The sequence below is a fragment of the Ruegeria sp. CDSA246 genome, assembly GCF_059611225.1.
This window is the reverse complement of record NZ_JBXWPD010000002.1, coordinates 353,094-368,834: the sequence shown is the minus strand read 5'-3', so window position 1 is coordinate 368,834 and position 15,741 is coordinate 353,094. Positions and strand designations below refer to the sequence as shown.

The 15,741-nt window shown below is 58.2% G+C and carries 14 protein-coding genes; 11 read left to right on the top strand and 3 right to left on the bottom strand.

The genetic code is table 11. The features are described from left to right. Window positions 1-27 precede the first annotated feature (27 nt). Window positions 28-648, bottom strand: coding sequence for an SCO family protein (locus AC2FI9_RS04615; protein WP_496739296.1), 621 nt, complete (start codon window positions 646-648; stop codon window positions 28-30). Between the two features lie 92 nt (window positions 649-740). On the opposite strand from AC2FI9_RS04615, the gene regB reads away from it, so the two are divergent. From regB to AC2FI9_RS04565, 10 genes are all read left to right on the top strand, one after another. Beyond that, complete coding sequence (regB, locus tag AC2FI9_RS04610; protein WP_496766062.1) at window positions 741-2,138, top strand: sensor histidine kinase RegB; 1,398 nt, start codon at window positions 741-743, stop codon at window positions 2,136-2,138. Window positions 2,139-2,223: 85 nt separating this feature from the next. After that, window positions 2,224-3,732 (top strand): PAS-domain containing protein, encoded by a 1,509-nt coding sequence (locus AC2FI9_RS04605; RefSeq protein WP_496766060.1) that lies wholly within the window; start codon window positions 2,224-2,226, stop codon window positions 3,730-3,732. A 41-nt stretch (window positions 3,733-3,773) separates the two neighbouring features. Then, window positions 3,774-4,247, top strand: a complete 474-nt coding sequence (tsaE, locus tag AC2FI9_RS04600) for a tRNA (adenosine(37)-N6)-threonylcarbamoyltransferase complex ATPase subunit type 1 TsaE (RefSeq protein WP_496766058.1) — start codon at window positions 3,774-3,776, stop codon at window positions 4,245-4,247. Then, the gene (locus AC2FI9_RS04595) at window positions 4,244-5,248 is read left to right on the top strand and encodes an aminoglycoside phosphotransferase family protein (RefSeq protein WP_496766056.1); all 1,005 of its coding nucleotides are present in this window, start codon (window positions 4,244-4,246) and stop codon (window positions 5,246-5,248) included. The genes tsaE and AC2FI9_RS04595 overlap by 4 nt, the downstream gene beginning before the upstream one ends. Continuing rightward, window positions 5,245-5,931: a nucleotidyltransferase family protein gene (locus tag AC2FI9_RS04590; RefSeq protein WP_496766054.1), complete on the top strand. Its 687-nt coding sequence runs from the start codon at window positions 5,245-5,247 to the stop codon at window positions 5,929-5,931. Before AC2FI9_RS04595 ends, AC2FI9_RS04590 begins: the two co-directional genes overlap by 4 nt. Next, a complete protein-coding gene (gene addB / locus AC2FI9_RS04585; protein WP_496766052.1) occupies window positions 5,924-8,851 on the top strand; it encodes a double-strand break repair protein AddB in 2,928 nt (975 codons plus the stop codon). The genes AC2FI9_RS04590 and addB overlap by 8 nt, the downstream gene beginning before the upstream one ends. After that, window positions 8,848-12,207 (top strand): double-strand break repair helicase AddA, encoded by a 3,360-nt coding sequence (addA, locus tag AC2FI9_RS04580; RefSeq protein ID WP_496766050.1) that lies wholly within the window; start codon window positions 8,848-8,850, stop codon window positions 12,205-12,207. The genes addB and addA overlap by 4 nt, the downstream gene beginning before the upstream one ends. 60 nt (window positions 12,208-12,267) lie before the next feature. Then, complete coding sequence (gene trxA / locus AC2FI9_RS04575; RefSeq protein WP_170410773.1) at window positions 12,268-12,588, top strand: thioredoxin; 321 nt, start codon at window positions 12,268-12,270, stop codon at window positions 12,586-12,588. A gap of 90 nt (window positions 12,589-12,678) precedes the next feature. Next, the gene (locus tag AC2FI9_RS04570) at window positions 12,679-13,029 is read left to right on the top strand and encodes a Lin0512 family protein (protein ID WP_496766048.1); all 351 of its coding nucleotides are present in this window, start codon (window positions 12,679-12,681) and stop codon (window positions 13,027-13,029) included. Continuing rightward, window positions 13,026-13,388, top strand: a complete 363-nt coding sequence (locus AC2FI9_RS04565) for a Lin0512 family protein (RefSeq protein WP_496766046.1) — start codon at window positions 13,026-13,028, stop codon at window positions 13,386-13,388. Before AC2FI9_RS04570 ends, AC2FI9_RS04565 begins: the two co-directional genes overlap by 4 nt. A gap of 61 nt (window positions 13,389-13,449) precedes the next feature. On the opposite strand, the gene AC2FI9_RS04560 is transcribed toward AC2FI9_RS04565, so the two are convergent. After that, window positions 13,450-13,644 (bottom strand): DUF1127 domain-containing protein, encoded by a 195-nt coding sequence (locus AC2FI9_RS04560; protein WP_108860504.1) that lies wholly within the window; start codon window positions 13,642-13,644, stop codon window positions 13,450-13,452. 197 nt (window positions 13,645-13,841) lie between these two features. Here AC2FI9_RS04560 and hslV point away from each other — a divergent pair, with 197 nt between their 5' ends. Next, on the top strand, window positions 13,842-14,393 hold the full coding sequence (gene hslV, locus AC2FI9_RS04555; protein WP_058279280.1) for an ATP-dependent protease subunit HslV: 552 nt from the start codon (window positions 13,842-13,844) through the stop codon (window positions 14,391-14,393). Here hslV and AC2FI9_RS04550 read toward each other — a convergent pair. Beyond that, window positions 14,390-15,631: an MFS transporter gene (locus tag AC2FI9_RS04550; RefSeq protein WP_496766044.1), complete on the bottom strand. Its 1,242-nt coding sequence runs from the start codon at window positions 15,629-15,631 to the stop codon at window positions 14,390-14,392. The two genes, hslV and AC2FI9_RS04550, sit on opposite strands and share 4 nt — an antisense overlap. Window positions 15,632-15,741: the final 110 nt, after the last annotated feature.

Below are 15,741 nucleotides of genomic sequence, written 5' to 3'. Positions count from 1 at the left end.
CCCAAAGGTCAAACAACCCGTCGTTTTCTAGATTTTGTCGAGGAAACAGCCAACCTTGTGGGCCATCTGCTCGGCGGTGTCGTCCCGGTTGAAGAATTCGATGAACCCATCCTCGGGTGTGACAAGATAGGTAAAGGTCGAGTGGTCTACCAGATAGTACTCATCGCTTTTGTCATGGGCCTTGTAATAAGTTTTGTAGGCCTTGCTGGCAGCCTTAACCTGCTCAGGCGTGCCGGTCAGCGCGATGGTCTTGCCGCCCAGGTTAAAGGCATAATCGGCCATCACTTCGGCCGTATCGCGATCCGGGTCAATTGAAATGAACAAGGGTGTCACGGACTGGCCACGCTCGGCCAGAATGTCCACAGCCTCGGCATTGCGGGACATATCGAACGGGCAGACGTCGGGGCAGAAGGTATAGCCGAAATACACCAGCGTCGGCTCGGTGATCACATCGGTGTCGGTGACTGTTTCGCCCTTGCCGTTGAGCAGTTCAAAAGGCCCGCCGATGGCCGCCGTCCCGCCAGCAATCTGACTGGTCCGGCATTGTGCGAACTTGTCATCTGATCCGGCACCGCGCGTCAACAGCCACATGGCCCCCAGGCCCACGGCAAGAACAACGGTTGCGAGGATGGCGTAAAGACGGACCATGACATCAATCCTGACATAAGAGGGGTTGTTGATCGTTTCGGCCGGGACACCTATCAAGAAGTTCAGCCGATGCAACAGGACATAATCGACCGATGGCAAATTCCAACATCACATTATGGCGCGGTCAGGAACGCAGCAGCTGGATTCGGCTACGCACACTGATCTTGTTGCGCTGGGTGGCCATTTTCGGCCAGATCACGGCGATCACCGTCGCGCAGCAAACTTATGACATCCAGCTGGACGCAACGCTTTGCTATCTGGCGATTGGCGTCTCGGTCATGGGGAATCTGACTGCAATTCTGCTGTTTCCCCGCAACAAGCGCCTGTCCGAGTTCGAAAACTTCCTGATGGTACTGTTCGACCTGCTGCAGCTGACCATTTTGCTTTACCTTACAGGCGGGCTGAACAACCCGTTTGCGCTGTTGCTGGTGGGGCCTGTCACGATTTCCGCGAGCGTCATGAGCACCCGGTCAACCCTGATAATCGGCGGCGTTGCCATTGCCTTGACAACACTTCTGGCCGAATTCCACATGCCTTTGCGCACCGCATTGGGGGCAGGACTGGACATCCCAGATATTCTACTGTTCGGAAACTGGGCCGCAATCGTCATCGCAATTGTCTTTCTGGGCGCGTATTCGCATCGCGTCAGCTCAGAGGTACAATCTATGTCCGAAGCGCTGGCCGCCACCCATATGGCGCTTGCACGCGAACAGAAGCTGACCGATCTAGGCGGCGTGGTCGCCGCCGCCGCGCATGAGCTGGGCACGCCACTGGCAACGATCAAACTGGCGAGCTCCGAGTTGATTGAGGAATTGGATGACCGGCCCGACCTTATCGAGGACGCCGCCCTGATCCGCGAACAGGCGAACCGTTGCCGCGATATCCTGCGAGACATGGGCCGGGCGGGCAAAGACGACCTGCATCTGCGTCAAGCCCCGCTTTCTACCGTGGTGCATGAAGCTGCCGAGCCGCATATCAACCGAGGCAAGACCGTTCATTTCTTCGAAGGCCCGGCCGAGGATGGCGATGTGCAGCAGCCCTCGATCCTGCGCAAGCCCGAGATCATTCACGGCCTGCGCAACCTGATCCAGAACGCGGTGGATTTTTCGCGCGGAAATGTCTGGGTCGAGGCGGAATGGTCCACCAAACAGATCACCGTCAGCATCATGGATGACGGTCGTGGATATCCGTCGCAGATGATCGGCCGGATCGGCGATCCCTTCATGCGCCGCCGCCGCAGTGAGACCGATAAAAGGACCCGTCCGGAATATGAAGGCATGGGTCTGGGTCTTTTCATTGCCAAAACGCTGCTTGAACGCAGCGGAGCAGAGCTGGATTTCGCCAACGGATCGGACCCTTACCAAACCCTGTCGGATAACCCCGAACGTCGGGGCGCGATCGTCAAAGTGAGCTGGCCGCGTAACCTTGTGGATGCGCAAACCGGTGATACGCCTGTGCCTTCAGGTGTAAACCAACGGTTCCAAACCTGACCTGATACTGGCGAACATTGGTTAAGACCCCGTTAACCATTAAGGCGCATAGTACCGCTTCTTGGTTTCGCGCACCGGAGGGCGCATGGTCGACTGGATCATTCTGGCCATCATCGGCATTGTTTCAGCAAGTCTTGCCGTTCAGTGGCTGTTGCCCCGCAGGCGGGAACGGGGGGACAATTTTGGGCTGTCCTCACCTGCCTCCTTGTTTGATGCGGCATTCCTGTTTGATGGTGACCGGCTTATCAGTCACTCGGACATCGCGTTGGAAGGGTTCGAGCAGGTCCGTGATTGGGCCGATCTGTGCCGGCTGCTGCACAGGGATTTTCCAACATTCCCCGAAACACCTGATCAGGTCCGGCGTGAAGGCAACCTGGTCATCCCGGCCATCGATTGCACCGTTGAACGCGATGTTCTGTGCGAATGGATAGACGGAATTGTACGCGTTCAGCTGCGCGACCGCACCGATTGTCCCTCGATAACTCAAATCGCATCAAATGATCCAAACCGCCTTGCCATGGAAAAAGCGCCCTACCCTGTCTGGCTGTTGGATCATCAGGGCGATGTGCGCTGGTGCAATGCTGCTTATGTTTCGCTGGTGCGCAAAGTACGGGATCAGGACACGGACCTGACCGCACCATTGTTTCCGGTCCCCGATGCCGACCAACGGCTAAGCGCAAAGGCGCGGGTCTCAATTTCCTCCGAGTTCAGTGAAAACAAGCTGTGGTTCGATCTGACGTTGGTAGATCACCCCGAAGGGCACTTGTCTTATGCCGTGGACATCAACGCGATCGTCGAGGCGGAGGTGGCGCAGCGCAAATTCGTTCAGACCATGACCAAGACCTTTGCGCAATTGCCCATCGGGCTGGCTATTTTTGACCGCAACCGCCAGCTGGCGTTGTTCAACCCAGCCCTGATCGACCTGACCACCCTGCCTCCGGATTTCCTAAGCTGCCGCCCCAGCCTGTCCAGCTTTTTCGATCGCCTGCGGGATCAGCACATGATGCCCGAGCCCAAGAATTACCGCAGCTGGCGCAGTCAGATGAACGACCTTCTCGAAGCGGCAGAGGACGGGAACTACCAAGAGACTTGGTCCCTGCCCTCCGGCTCGGTTTATTCGGTCAGTGGACGTCCGCACCCGGATGGAGCGGTTGCCTTTTTGTTTGAGGACATCACTGCCGAGATCACTCTGACCCGCCGGTTCCGGTCAGAAATGGATCTGATGCAATCCATTCTGGACAAACTGGCCGATGCCATCGCCGTCTTCAGTGACGATGGTACGCTGGCTTTTACCAATTTCGCCTACCAACAGCTTTGGGGTGATACAGGCGACGCAGGCTTTGACGCGGACTCCGTTCTTGAGGTGACCAAAAGCTGGCAGGAACATTGCACCGCGACACCAATCCTTGGCGAAATTCGCGATTTTGTAGAGGCGCGGGAAAATCGCGCGGAATGGTCAGGCGTGATCTATCTGCGAAACGGTATCCAGGTGTTGTGCACGGTCAGCCCGATGCAGAACGGGGCCACCATTGTTCGTTTCTCGGTGGATCGGGATGCGCTGATGCGGCAAGAGGCGCAGCAAATCAGCGCCTGAACCGGGTTGCAGCCAACCGGGCGCAAGGCCATTGTGGCGCCATGACCAATTCGCCCTGTACGATCACTTTGAATTCGCCCGAGGAAACAGCAGAATTCGCTGTTCGCGTCGGTGCAGAATTGAGATCTGGAGACATCTTGTTGCTTGAGGGCGAGATCGGCAGCGGAAAGACCCATTTTGCCCGCAGCCTGATCCAATCGCTGATGATCGAGCCCGAAGATGTGCCTTCGCCGACTTTCACGTTGGTTCAGGCTTACGACACGCCATCCGGGGAAATCTGGCACTGCGACCTGTATCGCCTGAGCGCGGTTGAGGAGGTCGAAGAACTGGGCGTGACCGAGGCTTTCGAAACCGCAATCTGTCTGATTGAATGGCCGGATAAATTGGGCTCGCTGACGCCGGAGTCTGCAGCGATAATATCTTTCGAAACAGACCCTAACATGACAGAAGCACGCCATCTGACCCTTCGCTGGTCAGACCCGAAATGGCCCGTGAAACTAAGGATTCCCGCATGACAAACCGCGCGGTATTGGCCGAAGCGTTGATCGCGCAGACCAAATGGTCAAATGCAAAGCACGCGCCGCTGGCTGGGGATGCCTCGAACCGTCGGTACGAGCGGCTGACCGATCCGGAAACCGGCAAGACGGCGGTGTTGATGGATTCACCTCCGGACAAGGCAGAAAATGTCGAAGATTTTGCCCGCATGGCCGAATACCTGCGGTCCCTTGGTCTGAGCGCGCCCGAGATTTATGCCGAGGACACGCATTACGGCTTTCTGCTGCTCGAAGACTTTGGCGACGACCTCTTCGCGCGTGTGCTTGCACAGACGCCCGACATGGAGCGTACGCTTTACGAGGTTGCAACGGATGTTCTGATCGACCTGCACAGCGCGCCAAGCCTGTCTTTGCCATCCTATGATCCGAGTTTGATGACCGAGCTGGCCGCGTTGTCTTTTACCAAATACGCGCAGGCCGTGCAGGGCACGCACGACGCCGACGCGCTTAACCGTTTCGAAAACCGGTTCTCGGACATTCTGCACCGGGAAACTTCGGGGTCCAAAGTTGTTGTGCTGCGCGATTACCACGCCGAAAACCTGATCTGGTTGCCGGATCGCGACGGGGTTGAGCGCGCCGGTCTGTTGGACTTTCAAACCGCTATGCTGGGCCATCCGGCCTATGATCTGGTATCTTTGTTGCAGGACGTGCGTCGCGATGTGTCACTTGGAACTGAGATGCAAATGGTGAACCGCTATATCGCCGCGACCGGGGTGAATGATCATGACTTCCGCACTGCCTACGCCGTGTTGGGCGCACAGCGAAATCTGCGCATCCTGGGCGTCTTTGCCCGGCTGGCAACCGAATACGGCAAGCCCAGCTATATCGATCTGATCCCGGCAACCTGGGCCCACCTGATGCGGGATCTGGAACACCCCGCGCTGGTAACCATCGCCGATCTGCTGCGCGACACCCTGCCCGCGCCCACCCCTGAAAATCTGGACAGGCTTCGACAAAAATGACCCAAGACCCGGAAGCCGTCATGCTGTTTGCAGCCGGGTTTGGCACCCGTATGGGCGCGTTGACCACAAATCGACCCAAACCACTGATCAAGGTCGCCGACCGGCCTCTGATTGATCACGCGTTGGATTTGGTGAATGCCCTGCAACCCAAGCGTATCGTGGCCAACCTACATTATCTGCCAGATCAGCTTGAAGCTCATCTAGTCCCAAAAGGTGTTCTGCTTTCCCATGAAACGTCGGAGATTCTTGAGACTGGCGGCGGAATACGCGCGGCTTTGCCCCTGCTTGGATCGCACCCGGTTTACACCCTGAACCCAGACGCGATCTGGTCAGGACCGAACCCTTTGACGATGCTCCGCGAGGCGTGGAATCCCGATCACATGGACGCGCTGTTGATGTGTGTACCGGTGGATCAGACTGTCGGGCACACCGGCAAAGGCGATTTCACAGCAGATGAGAACGGACGGATCGTGCGTGGCGGAGGCTTGATCTATGGCGGTGCGCAGATCATGAAAACCGAAGGGTTGATGGATATCCCCGAGAAAGCGTTCTCACTTAACGTGCTATGGGACCGGTTGCAGCAGCAGGATCGTCTGTTTGCCCTCACCTACCCCGGTCGCTGGTGCGATGTCGGCCACCCCGAAGGGATTACTCTCGCCGAGGGGCTGATTGCCAATGTTTGAACCCAGCCCAGCTCCGCGCGTTTTTGCCGTTTCGCCCGGTTCGGACTTCCCAAAAATGCTGGTTCAGGGGCTGCAAGATCGTAGTGCAGCGCATCCGCCCGAGATGCTGGCGCGCGTTCAACTGGTCGTCAATACAAGGCGTATGGCCCGGCGCGTCCGCGACCTGTTTGACCAAGGCCCGGCGTGCCTATTGCCGCATCTTTCACTGGTTACCGATCTGGGGGAAAGCGTCGATCTTGCGCAGATACCTCCGGCGATTCCACCGCTGCGGCGCAGGTTAGAGTTGACGCAGTTGATCGCTAAGCTGTTGGAACAACAGCCTGATCTGGCCGCACGGTCTTCACTTTTTGACTTGTCCGACAGCCTAGCCGCGTTGATTGATGAGATGCAGGGCGAAGGTGTTTCGCCCGACGCGATCCGGAATTTGGATGTCAGTGACATGTCCGGGCATTGGGAAAGGGCGCAAAAGTTCATCGGAATTGCCGATCAAATCATAGATTCAGGCCCAGATGCGCTGGATGTTCAGGCCCGGCAGCGGCTTGTGGTGGAAAACCTGATAGAACGTTGGCAAGTCGCTCCGCCGCAGCATCCGGTTATCCTTGCCGGGTCAACCGGGTCTCGCGGAACCACTCTGATGCTGATGGAGGCGGTCGCGCGCCTGCCGCAAGGCGCGTTGATCCTGCCGGGTTACGATTTCGACCAGCCCGACCGCGTTTGGCGAGGACTGGACGATGCGCTGACATCGGAAGATCACCCGCAGTACCGGTTCCGCAAGCTGATGTCACGGCTTGGTTTGGAGTCAGATCAAATCATGCCTTGGACGGGTGATCAACCACCCTCGCCTGCTCGCAACCGCTTGGTTTCGCTGGCTTTACGCCCGGCGCCAATCACTGATGCATGGATGTCCGAAGGCCCGCAACTGACCGATCTGGATGGCGCCACAAAGGACGTGACACTGGTCGAGGCGCAATCGCCCAGATCCGAGGCCCTGGCCATCGCACTGCGCCTTCGCCAGTCAGCCGAAACCGGCCAAACTGCCGCGCTGATCACACCTGACAGGATGCTGACCCGCCAAGTCAGCGCTGCTTTAGATCGCTGGAACATCCTTCCCGATGACAGCGCTGGTCTACCGCTGCAACTATCGCCGCCCGGCCGGTTTCTGCGTCACGTGGCGGGGCTTTTCGCACGGCGTCTGGATGGCGAGGCATTGTTGACCCTTCTGAAACACCCGCTGTGTCATGATGGTGACGAGCGCGGCGCGCATTTGCTGCACACGCGGGACCTTGAACTAGATTTGCGCCGACATGGCCCGCCTTTCCCGGACAGCGCCAGCCTGACCGCTTTTGCAATCCGCAAAGAAGTTCCCGAGGATTGGGTACGTTGGCTAAACTCCCATTTCTGCGATCAACAGATCGCGGGCCAACTCCCATTGACGGATTGGGTTGCCAAGCTGCGCATCTTGGCCGAGGCGATTTCGGCGGGCGCGTCAGGGGAAACAGGCACGCTCTGGGACAAGAACGCAGGCCAAAAGGCGCAAGGCGTCCTGAGCGCACTGGAAAAAGAGGTGCAACACGGCGGCCCGATGACCGCCCATGATTTCGCCGACCTGTTGGGTGCTTTGCTCGCGGGCGAGGAAGTCCGGGATCGCGACGCCCCGCATCCACACATCATGATCTGGGGCACGCTCGAGGCGCGCGTGCAAGGCGCAGATTTGCTTATCTTGGGCGGCTTAAATGAAGGCAGTTGGCCCGAGGCCGCTGCGCCAGACCCCTGGCTGAACCGCCAGATGCGCGACAAGGCCGGACTTTTGCTGCCCGAACGGCGGATCGGCCTGTCGGCACATGACTTTCAACAAGCCATCGGCGCGCCCGAGGTCTGGCTGACCCGTGCCAAGCGGTCCGATGACGCAGAAACCGTTCCGTCACGCTGGCTAAACCGCCTTACGAACCTGCTGCATGGCTTGCCGGGGCAGGGCGGGCCTGAGGCACTGTCAGAAATGCGCAACAAAGGCCGGCAATGGTTGCAATGGGCGGAACAGCTTGAAATCGCGCCGCATATCGAACCGGCAACGCGCCCGTCTCCGCGGCCACCAGTGGCATCGCGCCCAAATCGGCTGAGCGTGACGGAAATCAAACGGCTGATCCGCGATCCTTATGCGATTTACGCCAAACATGTGCTGCGCCTGAAGCCGCTGGACCCTTTGGTGCAGGCGCCGGATGCCTTGTTGCGCGGGATCGTGATCCACGAAATTCTGGAACATTTCGTCAAAGACAGTGTTCTGGACACCGCCTTGTTGACCCGCGAAAACTTTTTGAAACGCGCGGAAACGTTATTAGATCAACATGTTGCGTGGCCCACGGCGCGTAAGCTGTGGCTGGCGCGGTTGGAACGCATCGCGGATGATTTTCTGGCCGCCGAAATCGCGCGGCGAGGGGACGGGGGGCCGGTCGCCTTCGAAGCGGCGGTGAAACTTGTACTGTCGCCCCTGGATTTCACCATCGCGGGCCGTGCTGACAGGATAGATCGCAACAAACGCGGCGCGTTGCGGATTGTCGATTACAAGACAGGAACGCCCCCGACGGAAAGCCAGCAATCCAAGTTCGACAAACAGTTACTGATCGAAGCCGCGATGGCCGAAGAGGGCGGTATCGACGGTTTCGACCCTTCTCCCGTGGCCGAGGCGATTTTCATCGGCATGGGCGGCACCTACAAAGAAGTACCCGCACCGCTGGCGAAAGAGCCGCCAGACAAGGTACTGGCCGAGCTCAAAGAGTTGGTTTCTGCCTATTTAGAGCCTGATCAGGGGTTTTCTTCCCGTCGGATGTTGCACAAGGATTCGGATGTGGGTGACTACGATCAACTGGCCCGGTTCGGGGAATGGGACCGCACTGATGACACTACGCCCGAGGACCTGACATGAGCGCTCGCAACGACGCAACCGAGCGGCAGGTACAGGCCGCGCGGCCCGACGCCTCGACCTGGTTGGCGGCCAATGCAGGCTCAGGAAAAACGCGGGTGCTGACTGATCGGGTGGCCCGATTGCTGTTGGGCGGCGTCCAGCCACAGCATATCCTTTGCCTGACCTACACCAAGGCCGCCGCCAGTGAGATGCAAAACCGGTTGTTTGATCGCCTCGGACAATGGGCAATGAAGGATGATGCCGGTCTGATGTCCCAACTGACCGATCTGGGCGTATCCGGCGAGATCGACTCGGAACGGCTGGCACAGGCCAGAACCTTGTTTGCGCGCGCTATTGAAACGCCTGGTGGCTTGAAGATCCAGACGATCCACTCGTTTTGCGCCTCGTTGCTGCGGCGCTTCCCTCTTGAGGCCGGGGTCAGCCCGCAATTTTCCGAGATGGAGGACCGTGCGGCGGCCCTATTGCGTGAAGAGGTTGTCGAGGATTTTGCCGCAGGTCCGCAGGCGAATCTGATCGAAGACGTCGCCCGGTTTGTCACCGATACAGGGTTCGACAAACTCACCGCGGCCATCACCCAGAAACGCAACCTGTTTGCGCAGCCGCTGGAATGGGCCGATGTGCTGCAGCGGTTTGAACTGTCCGACGGATTCAATGAAGACGCTTTGATAGCACGTGTGTTTCTGGGTGGCGAAGTGGAATTGATCCGGTCGATCCTGCCAGCGCTTTCCGAAAGCGGCGGCAACAACGCCAAGGCGGCCGACAAGCTGGCAGCATTTTCCGAGGCTCGGGTCAGCAGCTTGCCAATACTGGAAAGTGTATTTCTGACCGGAAAATCCGCCAAAGAACCCTTTACGGCCAAAATCAACAGTTTCCCCACCAAAACTCTGCGAGAAGACGTGCTGGTGGACCAGATGCCCCAACTCGAAGCGTTGATGCTGCGGGTCGAGGCAGCGCGTGAGCAACGGCTGGCCCTGGTTGCCGCGCGCAAGACAATGGTGCTGCACCGCTTCGCTGCGGCGTTTTTGCCGGAATATGAGCGGCGCAAGCAACTGCGCGGGTGGTTGGACTTTGACGACTTGATCCTACGCGCGCGGCGGGTGCTGAATGATCCCGCAGTTGCCGAATGGGTGTTGTACCGACTGGATGGCGGCATCGACCACATTCTGGTGGACGAAGCGCAGGATACCAGTCCCGATCAGTGGGATGTGGTCGAAAAACTAGCGCAGGAATTTACCAGCGGGGAAGGGGCCCGGTCCGGGGTTGAACGCACGATTTTCGTGGTCGGTGACAAAAAGCAGTCGATCTATTCCTTCCAAGGCGCCGATCCGCAGGCATTCGATCTGATGCAGGCTGAGTTTGGGCGGAAGCTCTCTGAATCAGGCTCTAAATTGTGGGATTCCACGTTAGAATACTCATTCCGATCCTCCAGCGCGATCTTGTCCTTGGTCGACATCCTGTTTGAAAACCGCGCTGAGGCCGGGTTTCACAAGGAAAGCCAGCACCGCGCGTTCAAGGCGGATCTGCCGGGCCGAGTTGATCTGTGGCCCGTGGTCGAAAAGATCGAAGACGATGACGATACCGACTGGACCGATCCGGTAGATCGGCCCGGCGCACGGCATCATACCGTCATTTTAGCCGAGAAGGTGGCGCAGTCGATCAAGGCAATGATCGAACAGGGTGAGTCGATCCCCGAGGATGGCGAAACGCCCGGCACATTTGTACGGCGGAAGGTTCAACCGGGGGATTTTCTGATCCTCGTTCAGCGCCGCTCGGACCTGTTTGCCGAGATCATCCGCGCCTGCAAAGCCGCTGACCTGCCGATCGCCGGGGCAGACCGGCTGAAGGTCGGCGCGGAATTGGCGGTCAAAGACCTGGCCGCGCTGCTGAGCTTTCTGGCCACGCCCGAGGATAGCCTGTCGCTTGCTACAGTTCTGAAATCGCCGCTGTTCGGGTGGGGCGAACAACAATTGTTCGATTTGGCACATCGGCGCAATGAACAGTTCCTTTGGGCGGCCCTGCGTCAACGTGCCGAAGAATACCCTGAAACACTGGCCGTTCTGCACGACTTGCGCGGGCAGATCGACTTCTTGCGCCCCTACGACCTGATAGAACGCATCCTGACCCGCCATGAGGGCCGTCGTAAACTGTTGGGCAGACTGGGCGCCGAGGCCGAAGACGGGATCAACGCGTTGCTGTCGCAGGCGCTGGCCTATGAGCGCACAGATATCCCCAGCCTGACCGGATTTCTGGTGTGGATGCAGACCGACGATCTGGAAATCAAACGGCAGATGAGCGGTGTGGGCAACATGATCCGGGTGATGACCGTACATGGCTCCAAGGGGTTGGAGGCGCCGATTGTGATCCTGCCGGACACGGGTAAACGGCAAGCTCCGCGCGATGCCGAGATCATGGTGGCCGAGGGCACACCACTTTGGAAAGTTCCGGCAGATGCTTCTCCGGCATTGATTGCGCGCGCGCGCGGCGAGGCCCGTGAACGGGAAGAAAATGAGCGGCTTCGCTTGCTCTATGTGGCTCTAACTCGGGCTGAAAAGTGGTTGATCGTGGCGGCTGCCGGCGATGTCGGTAAGGATGGGACCAGCTGGTATCAGATGGTTCAGGCCGCGATGGAACGGGCAGGGGCGGTGGCGCTGCCCAGTTCAGAAACGCTGCGATTGTCACATGGTGATTGGAACGCATCGCCGATTATTGAGTCCGCAGAGACCTTAACTGCCGTGACGGACCTGCCAGCCCCGTTCCTGTCGCCCGCCACACAACCAGAGCCTGAAGCGGAAACGCTCAGCCCTTCCGATTTGGGCGGCGCCAAGGCTTTGCCCGGCGATGCAGGTCAGGACGAAGAGGCGGCAAAGCTGCGTGGCACACGATTGCACCTGCTGCTGGAACACTTGCCTTCGATTGCGCGGGAAGACTGGCCGCAGCTTTGCGCACGGGTTCTGCCCGATATGCAGGACGCGGAACGGCAAGAGTTTCTGGACGAGGCATGCGACGTTTTGACTGCGGCGCATCTTCGGCCTGTCTTTGCCGCCGACGCCTTGGCTGAGGTGCCCGTGACAGCCGACCTGAACGGACGTCGCATGCATGGGGTGATCGACCGGCTGATCGTCACCGATACCGAGGTTCAGGTCATTGATTTCAAAACAAATGCAACGGTTCCCAACAGTGCTGAGACATGTCCTGAGGGGCTTTTGCGGCAAATGGGGGCGTATGCCAACGCCTTGTCACAGGTCTATCCGAACCACGAAATCCGCACTGCGATCCTATGGACCAGAACAGCAGATCTGATGTGGCTGCCACACGATCTTGTGACGCATGCATTGTCGCGCACCCAGATATCTTGACCTTGGATTAACGGGCCCCTACGTTCAGTTCCCGAGTTTACCCCATTCAGGAGACAGAATATGTCGACCGTTGCCGTTACCGACGATACCTTTGACGCCGAAGTCAAAAACTCCGATGTCCCCGTTGTAGTGGATTTCTGGGCCGAATGGTGCGGCCCCTGTAAACAGATCGGCCCCGCTCTGGAAGAGCTGGCCAACGAATACGGCGGCAAGGTGAAAATTGCCAAGGTGGACGTGGACAGCAACCCGAATTCGGCAGCTGCCATGGGCGTGCGCGGCATTCCGGCGCTGTTCATCTTCAAGGACGGTCAGGTTGTGTCGAACCGCGCCGGTGCAGCACCCAAGGCCGCACTGCAAAGCTGGATCGACGAATCCATCTGATCCGATGTGATCGGTATTGATCAAGGGCGTCCGAATTTGGGCGCCCTTTTTTGTGACTGGCTCAATTGGGCCATCAAACAGGGAAAGCAAATGGCAAAAACACGGGTACTGGTGGAATTCGGGATGGGCACATCCCTGCGGCGCGAGGATTATACCGAGGCTGCGCTGCGGGCGATCAAGGATGCGCTGTGGCACAACTCAGTAAACATGGCCGAGCTGTTCGACTTTCCGAAAGAGGCGATGATCATCGACGCCGAGGTGGGTGTGCAGCAGCCCGACAAGGTCGATACCGATACGCTGAAGGCGATTTTTCCTTACGGCCAGCCTAACATCACAGTAACGCAGGGTGGTCTGGATATCGATAAGCCCCACACCGATGGCCGCACTGTGATCGCCAACGCGGCGGTCATCGTCTCATTCGATATGGAGCCCGCCCAATGACCGAGAAGCGCATCATTCTGGAAATGGGTACCGGCAACGATCTGTACGGTCAGGATTACACCAAAGCCGCCCGTCGCGCCGTGCAGGACGCGCTGCATCATTCGTCGATCACGCTGTTTTCCAAGCTTGGAATCGATCACACGGAGATGCGGGTTCAGGCGACCATCGCCGTTCAACAACCTGATGAGGTTGACTGTGACAAGGTCGCCGCCGATCTGCCAAGGGGCCGCGCCGAAGTGCGGGCCGTCAAGGGTGGGTTGGATGTTTTGGATGACGCCGCTGGCACGCGCCATGTCATCGCCACAGCCGCGATCGAGGCGTTTTTGCCGGATCAGGCTGGTAAATACGTGCAAAGCTGACAAAGAAAAAGCCGCTCGGATACCCGGGCGGCTGCTTCAAATTCTGGTTCTGATTGCGGGATCAGATTTTTGCGATGTCCGCGCGCGCCAGACCGATGTCTTCCAGCTGTGCGTTGGTCAGACCCGACAGGATCTTGCGTGTCTTGCGGCTTTCGTTCCACTCAACAGCGGATTCGAAGACATTGATGAATGCATCCACTACGTGCAGGATGGTAGCTGCTCCGAGTGGGGCATGGATGTTTGCAGTTGTTGCCATGTTCCCAGTCCTTATATCTGAAACAGCCGACCCGTTGTCGGTTGTGAGCCTCATGTAGTCCCACGGGCGGGGACTCACAATTGCTGGTCTGGTAACCCCGGTTTGCGTTTTGTGCATATCTTTTGGGCAGTTGTGCAACGGGTTGCGCCGATCCCGCGCCCAGCCCATATATAGCGACTGAGAACACGGAGGCATTCATGGCGGACAGCGATTTTCCCGGATGGCACGGGACCACGATCATTGGTGTCAAAAAAGACGGGCAAGTCGTTATTGCCGGGGACGGACAGGTCAGCCTGGGCCAGACCGTGATCAAAGGCACTGCGCGCAAAGTGCGTCGTCTGTCGCCGGGCGGATTTGAAGTTGTCGCCGGGTTTGCGGGATCAACCGCAGATGCGTTTACCCTGCTGGAACGGCTTGAGGCAAAACTGGAAGCAACACCCGGTCAACTGGCCCGTGCCTCGGTCGAGCTGGCCAAGGACTGGCGCACCGACAAGTACCTGCAAAAGCTTGAGGCGATGTTGATCGTCACTGACGGCAAAGACCTGTTGGTTATCACCGGGGCGGGGGATGTGCTTGAACCGGAACACAACGTGGCCGCTATTGGATCGGGCGGGAACTTTGCCTTGGCCGCTGCGCGGGCAATGATGGGCAGCGATAAGCCCGCCGAAGAGGTCGCACGCGAAGCCATGGCGATCGCCGCGGACATCTGCGTCTATACCAATGGAAATCTGACGGTTGAGACGATCTAGGCTAACAACGCCGAGATTTCTTTCCCCTTCCAGCGCCGGTACATGCCGACCAGCCCAAGCAAGGCCGTTGCGATGACGATGTAATAGGGCAGGCGGATGTCGATGCTCATCAACCCGCCGCCGACCAGCGACATGACACCACCGGCAAGGCAGAAGACCGCCGTCGTGACGCCCATGACCCAACCCTGATCCGCTTCGCCAACGCTGGACGAAAACAGGCCCAGCAGGGTCGGGTAGGCGACGCCGAAGAAAAAGTAGAAGAAGAAGACCGGGACGTAGCTCAGAACGCCGCTGGGGCTGAAGGCGAAGCCAAAGCCGCAGATCACCATGACCACCAATGAGGTGTGGATGATGGAGTGTTTGCTGAACCTCTCTTGCGCCGGTTTCACAAGGAATGTGCTGGAAAACGCCAGCGCAAAGCCGATGACCACCATTGCCATGCTGCCGCCGATCACGCCGTAGCCCCAGGCGCTGGTCAGAAAGTTGTCGACGAAGACGTAGAACGTGACGTTGGCAATCATGAACAATGCGTAGACGGGCAGGATTTTCAAAACCATCGGATGTTCCCGCACTGCGATCAAGCTGTCGGTGATATCACGTGGACGGAATACGAAAGCCGCGCGTTCGGTGCGGGTGTCCTTGAAGAAAAAACTCACCAGGAAGATGGCGATCATCACCAGAACAAACGCGCCGTAGAACGGCATCTTGAGCGTGGCATAGCTGCCCAGTATCGCCGCGTCGGACAGAACAGCCCCGATAATCGGGCCGCCGACCAGACCAAAGCTGACGCCGGTGATGATATACCCCATGTTTCGGTCGCGGTCGGCGGCATCAGTGCTGCCGTCAATCATCGCCGCTTGTGCAATGGGCTGATTACCCGCCGTAAAGCCGGTGATCGACCGACCAACGATCAGCAGAAGCAAACTGTTAAGGTAAAGTGCCGTGATGGTGATGGCATAACCGGCCAGCGCCCCACCTAAACACACCAACAAAGCATTCTTACGCCCGATGGAGTCCGACACTTTCGAGACATAGACCACACCCAAAAACCAGGACAAAAAGAAACACCCGATCACCAACCCATAGTAAAAATGGCGCTGGCCCATAGATGTGCTTTCCGGCAGGAACCCGGACTTTGTTTCCATGATCAAAGAGTTGATGATGGGAAAGACCAGCCCTTGTCCGATCAGATCCACGAATACCACGAACAATAACGTAATCTTGGCAATCTTCGTCATGATACACACCTTGGAACTGGTTCCTTGAGGTGAGTGTAACAGACAGGTGCTATGGCACCTAACGCCTTGTCAGAGGCCGGTAATTTACCGGCCTCCGGGCGCAATTCGTC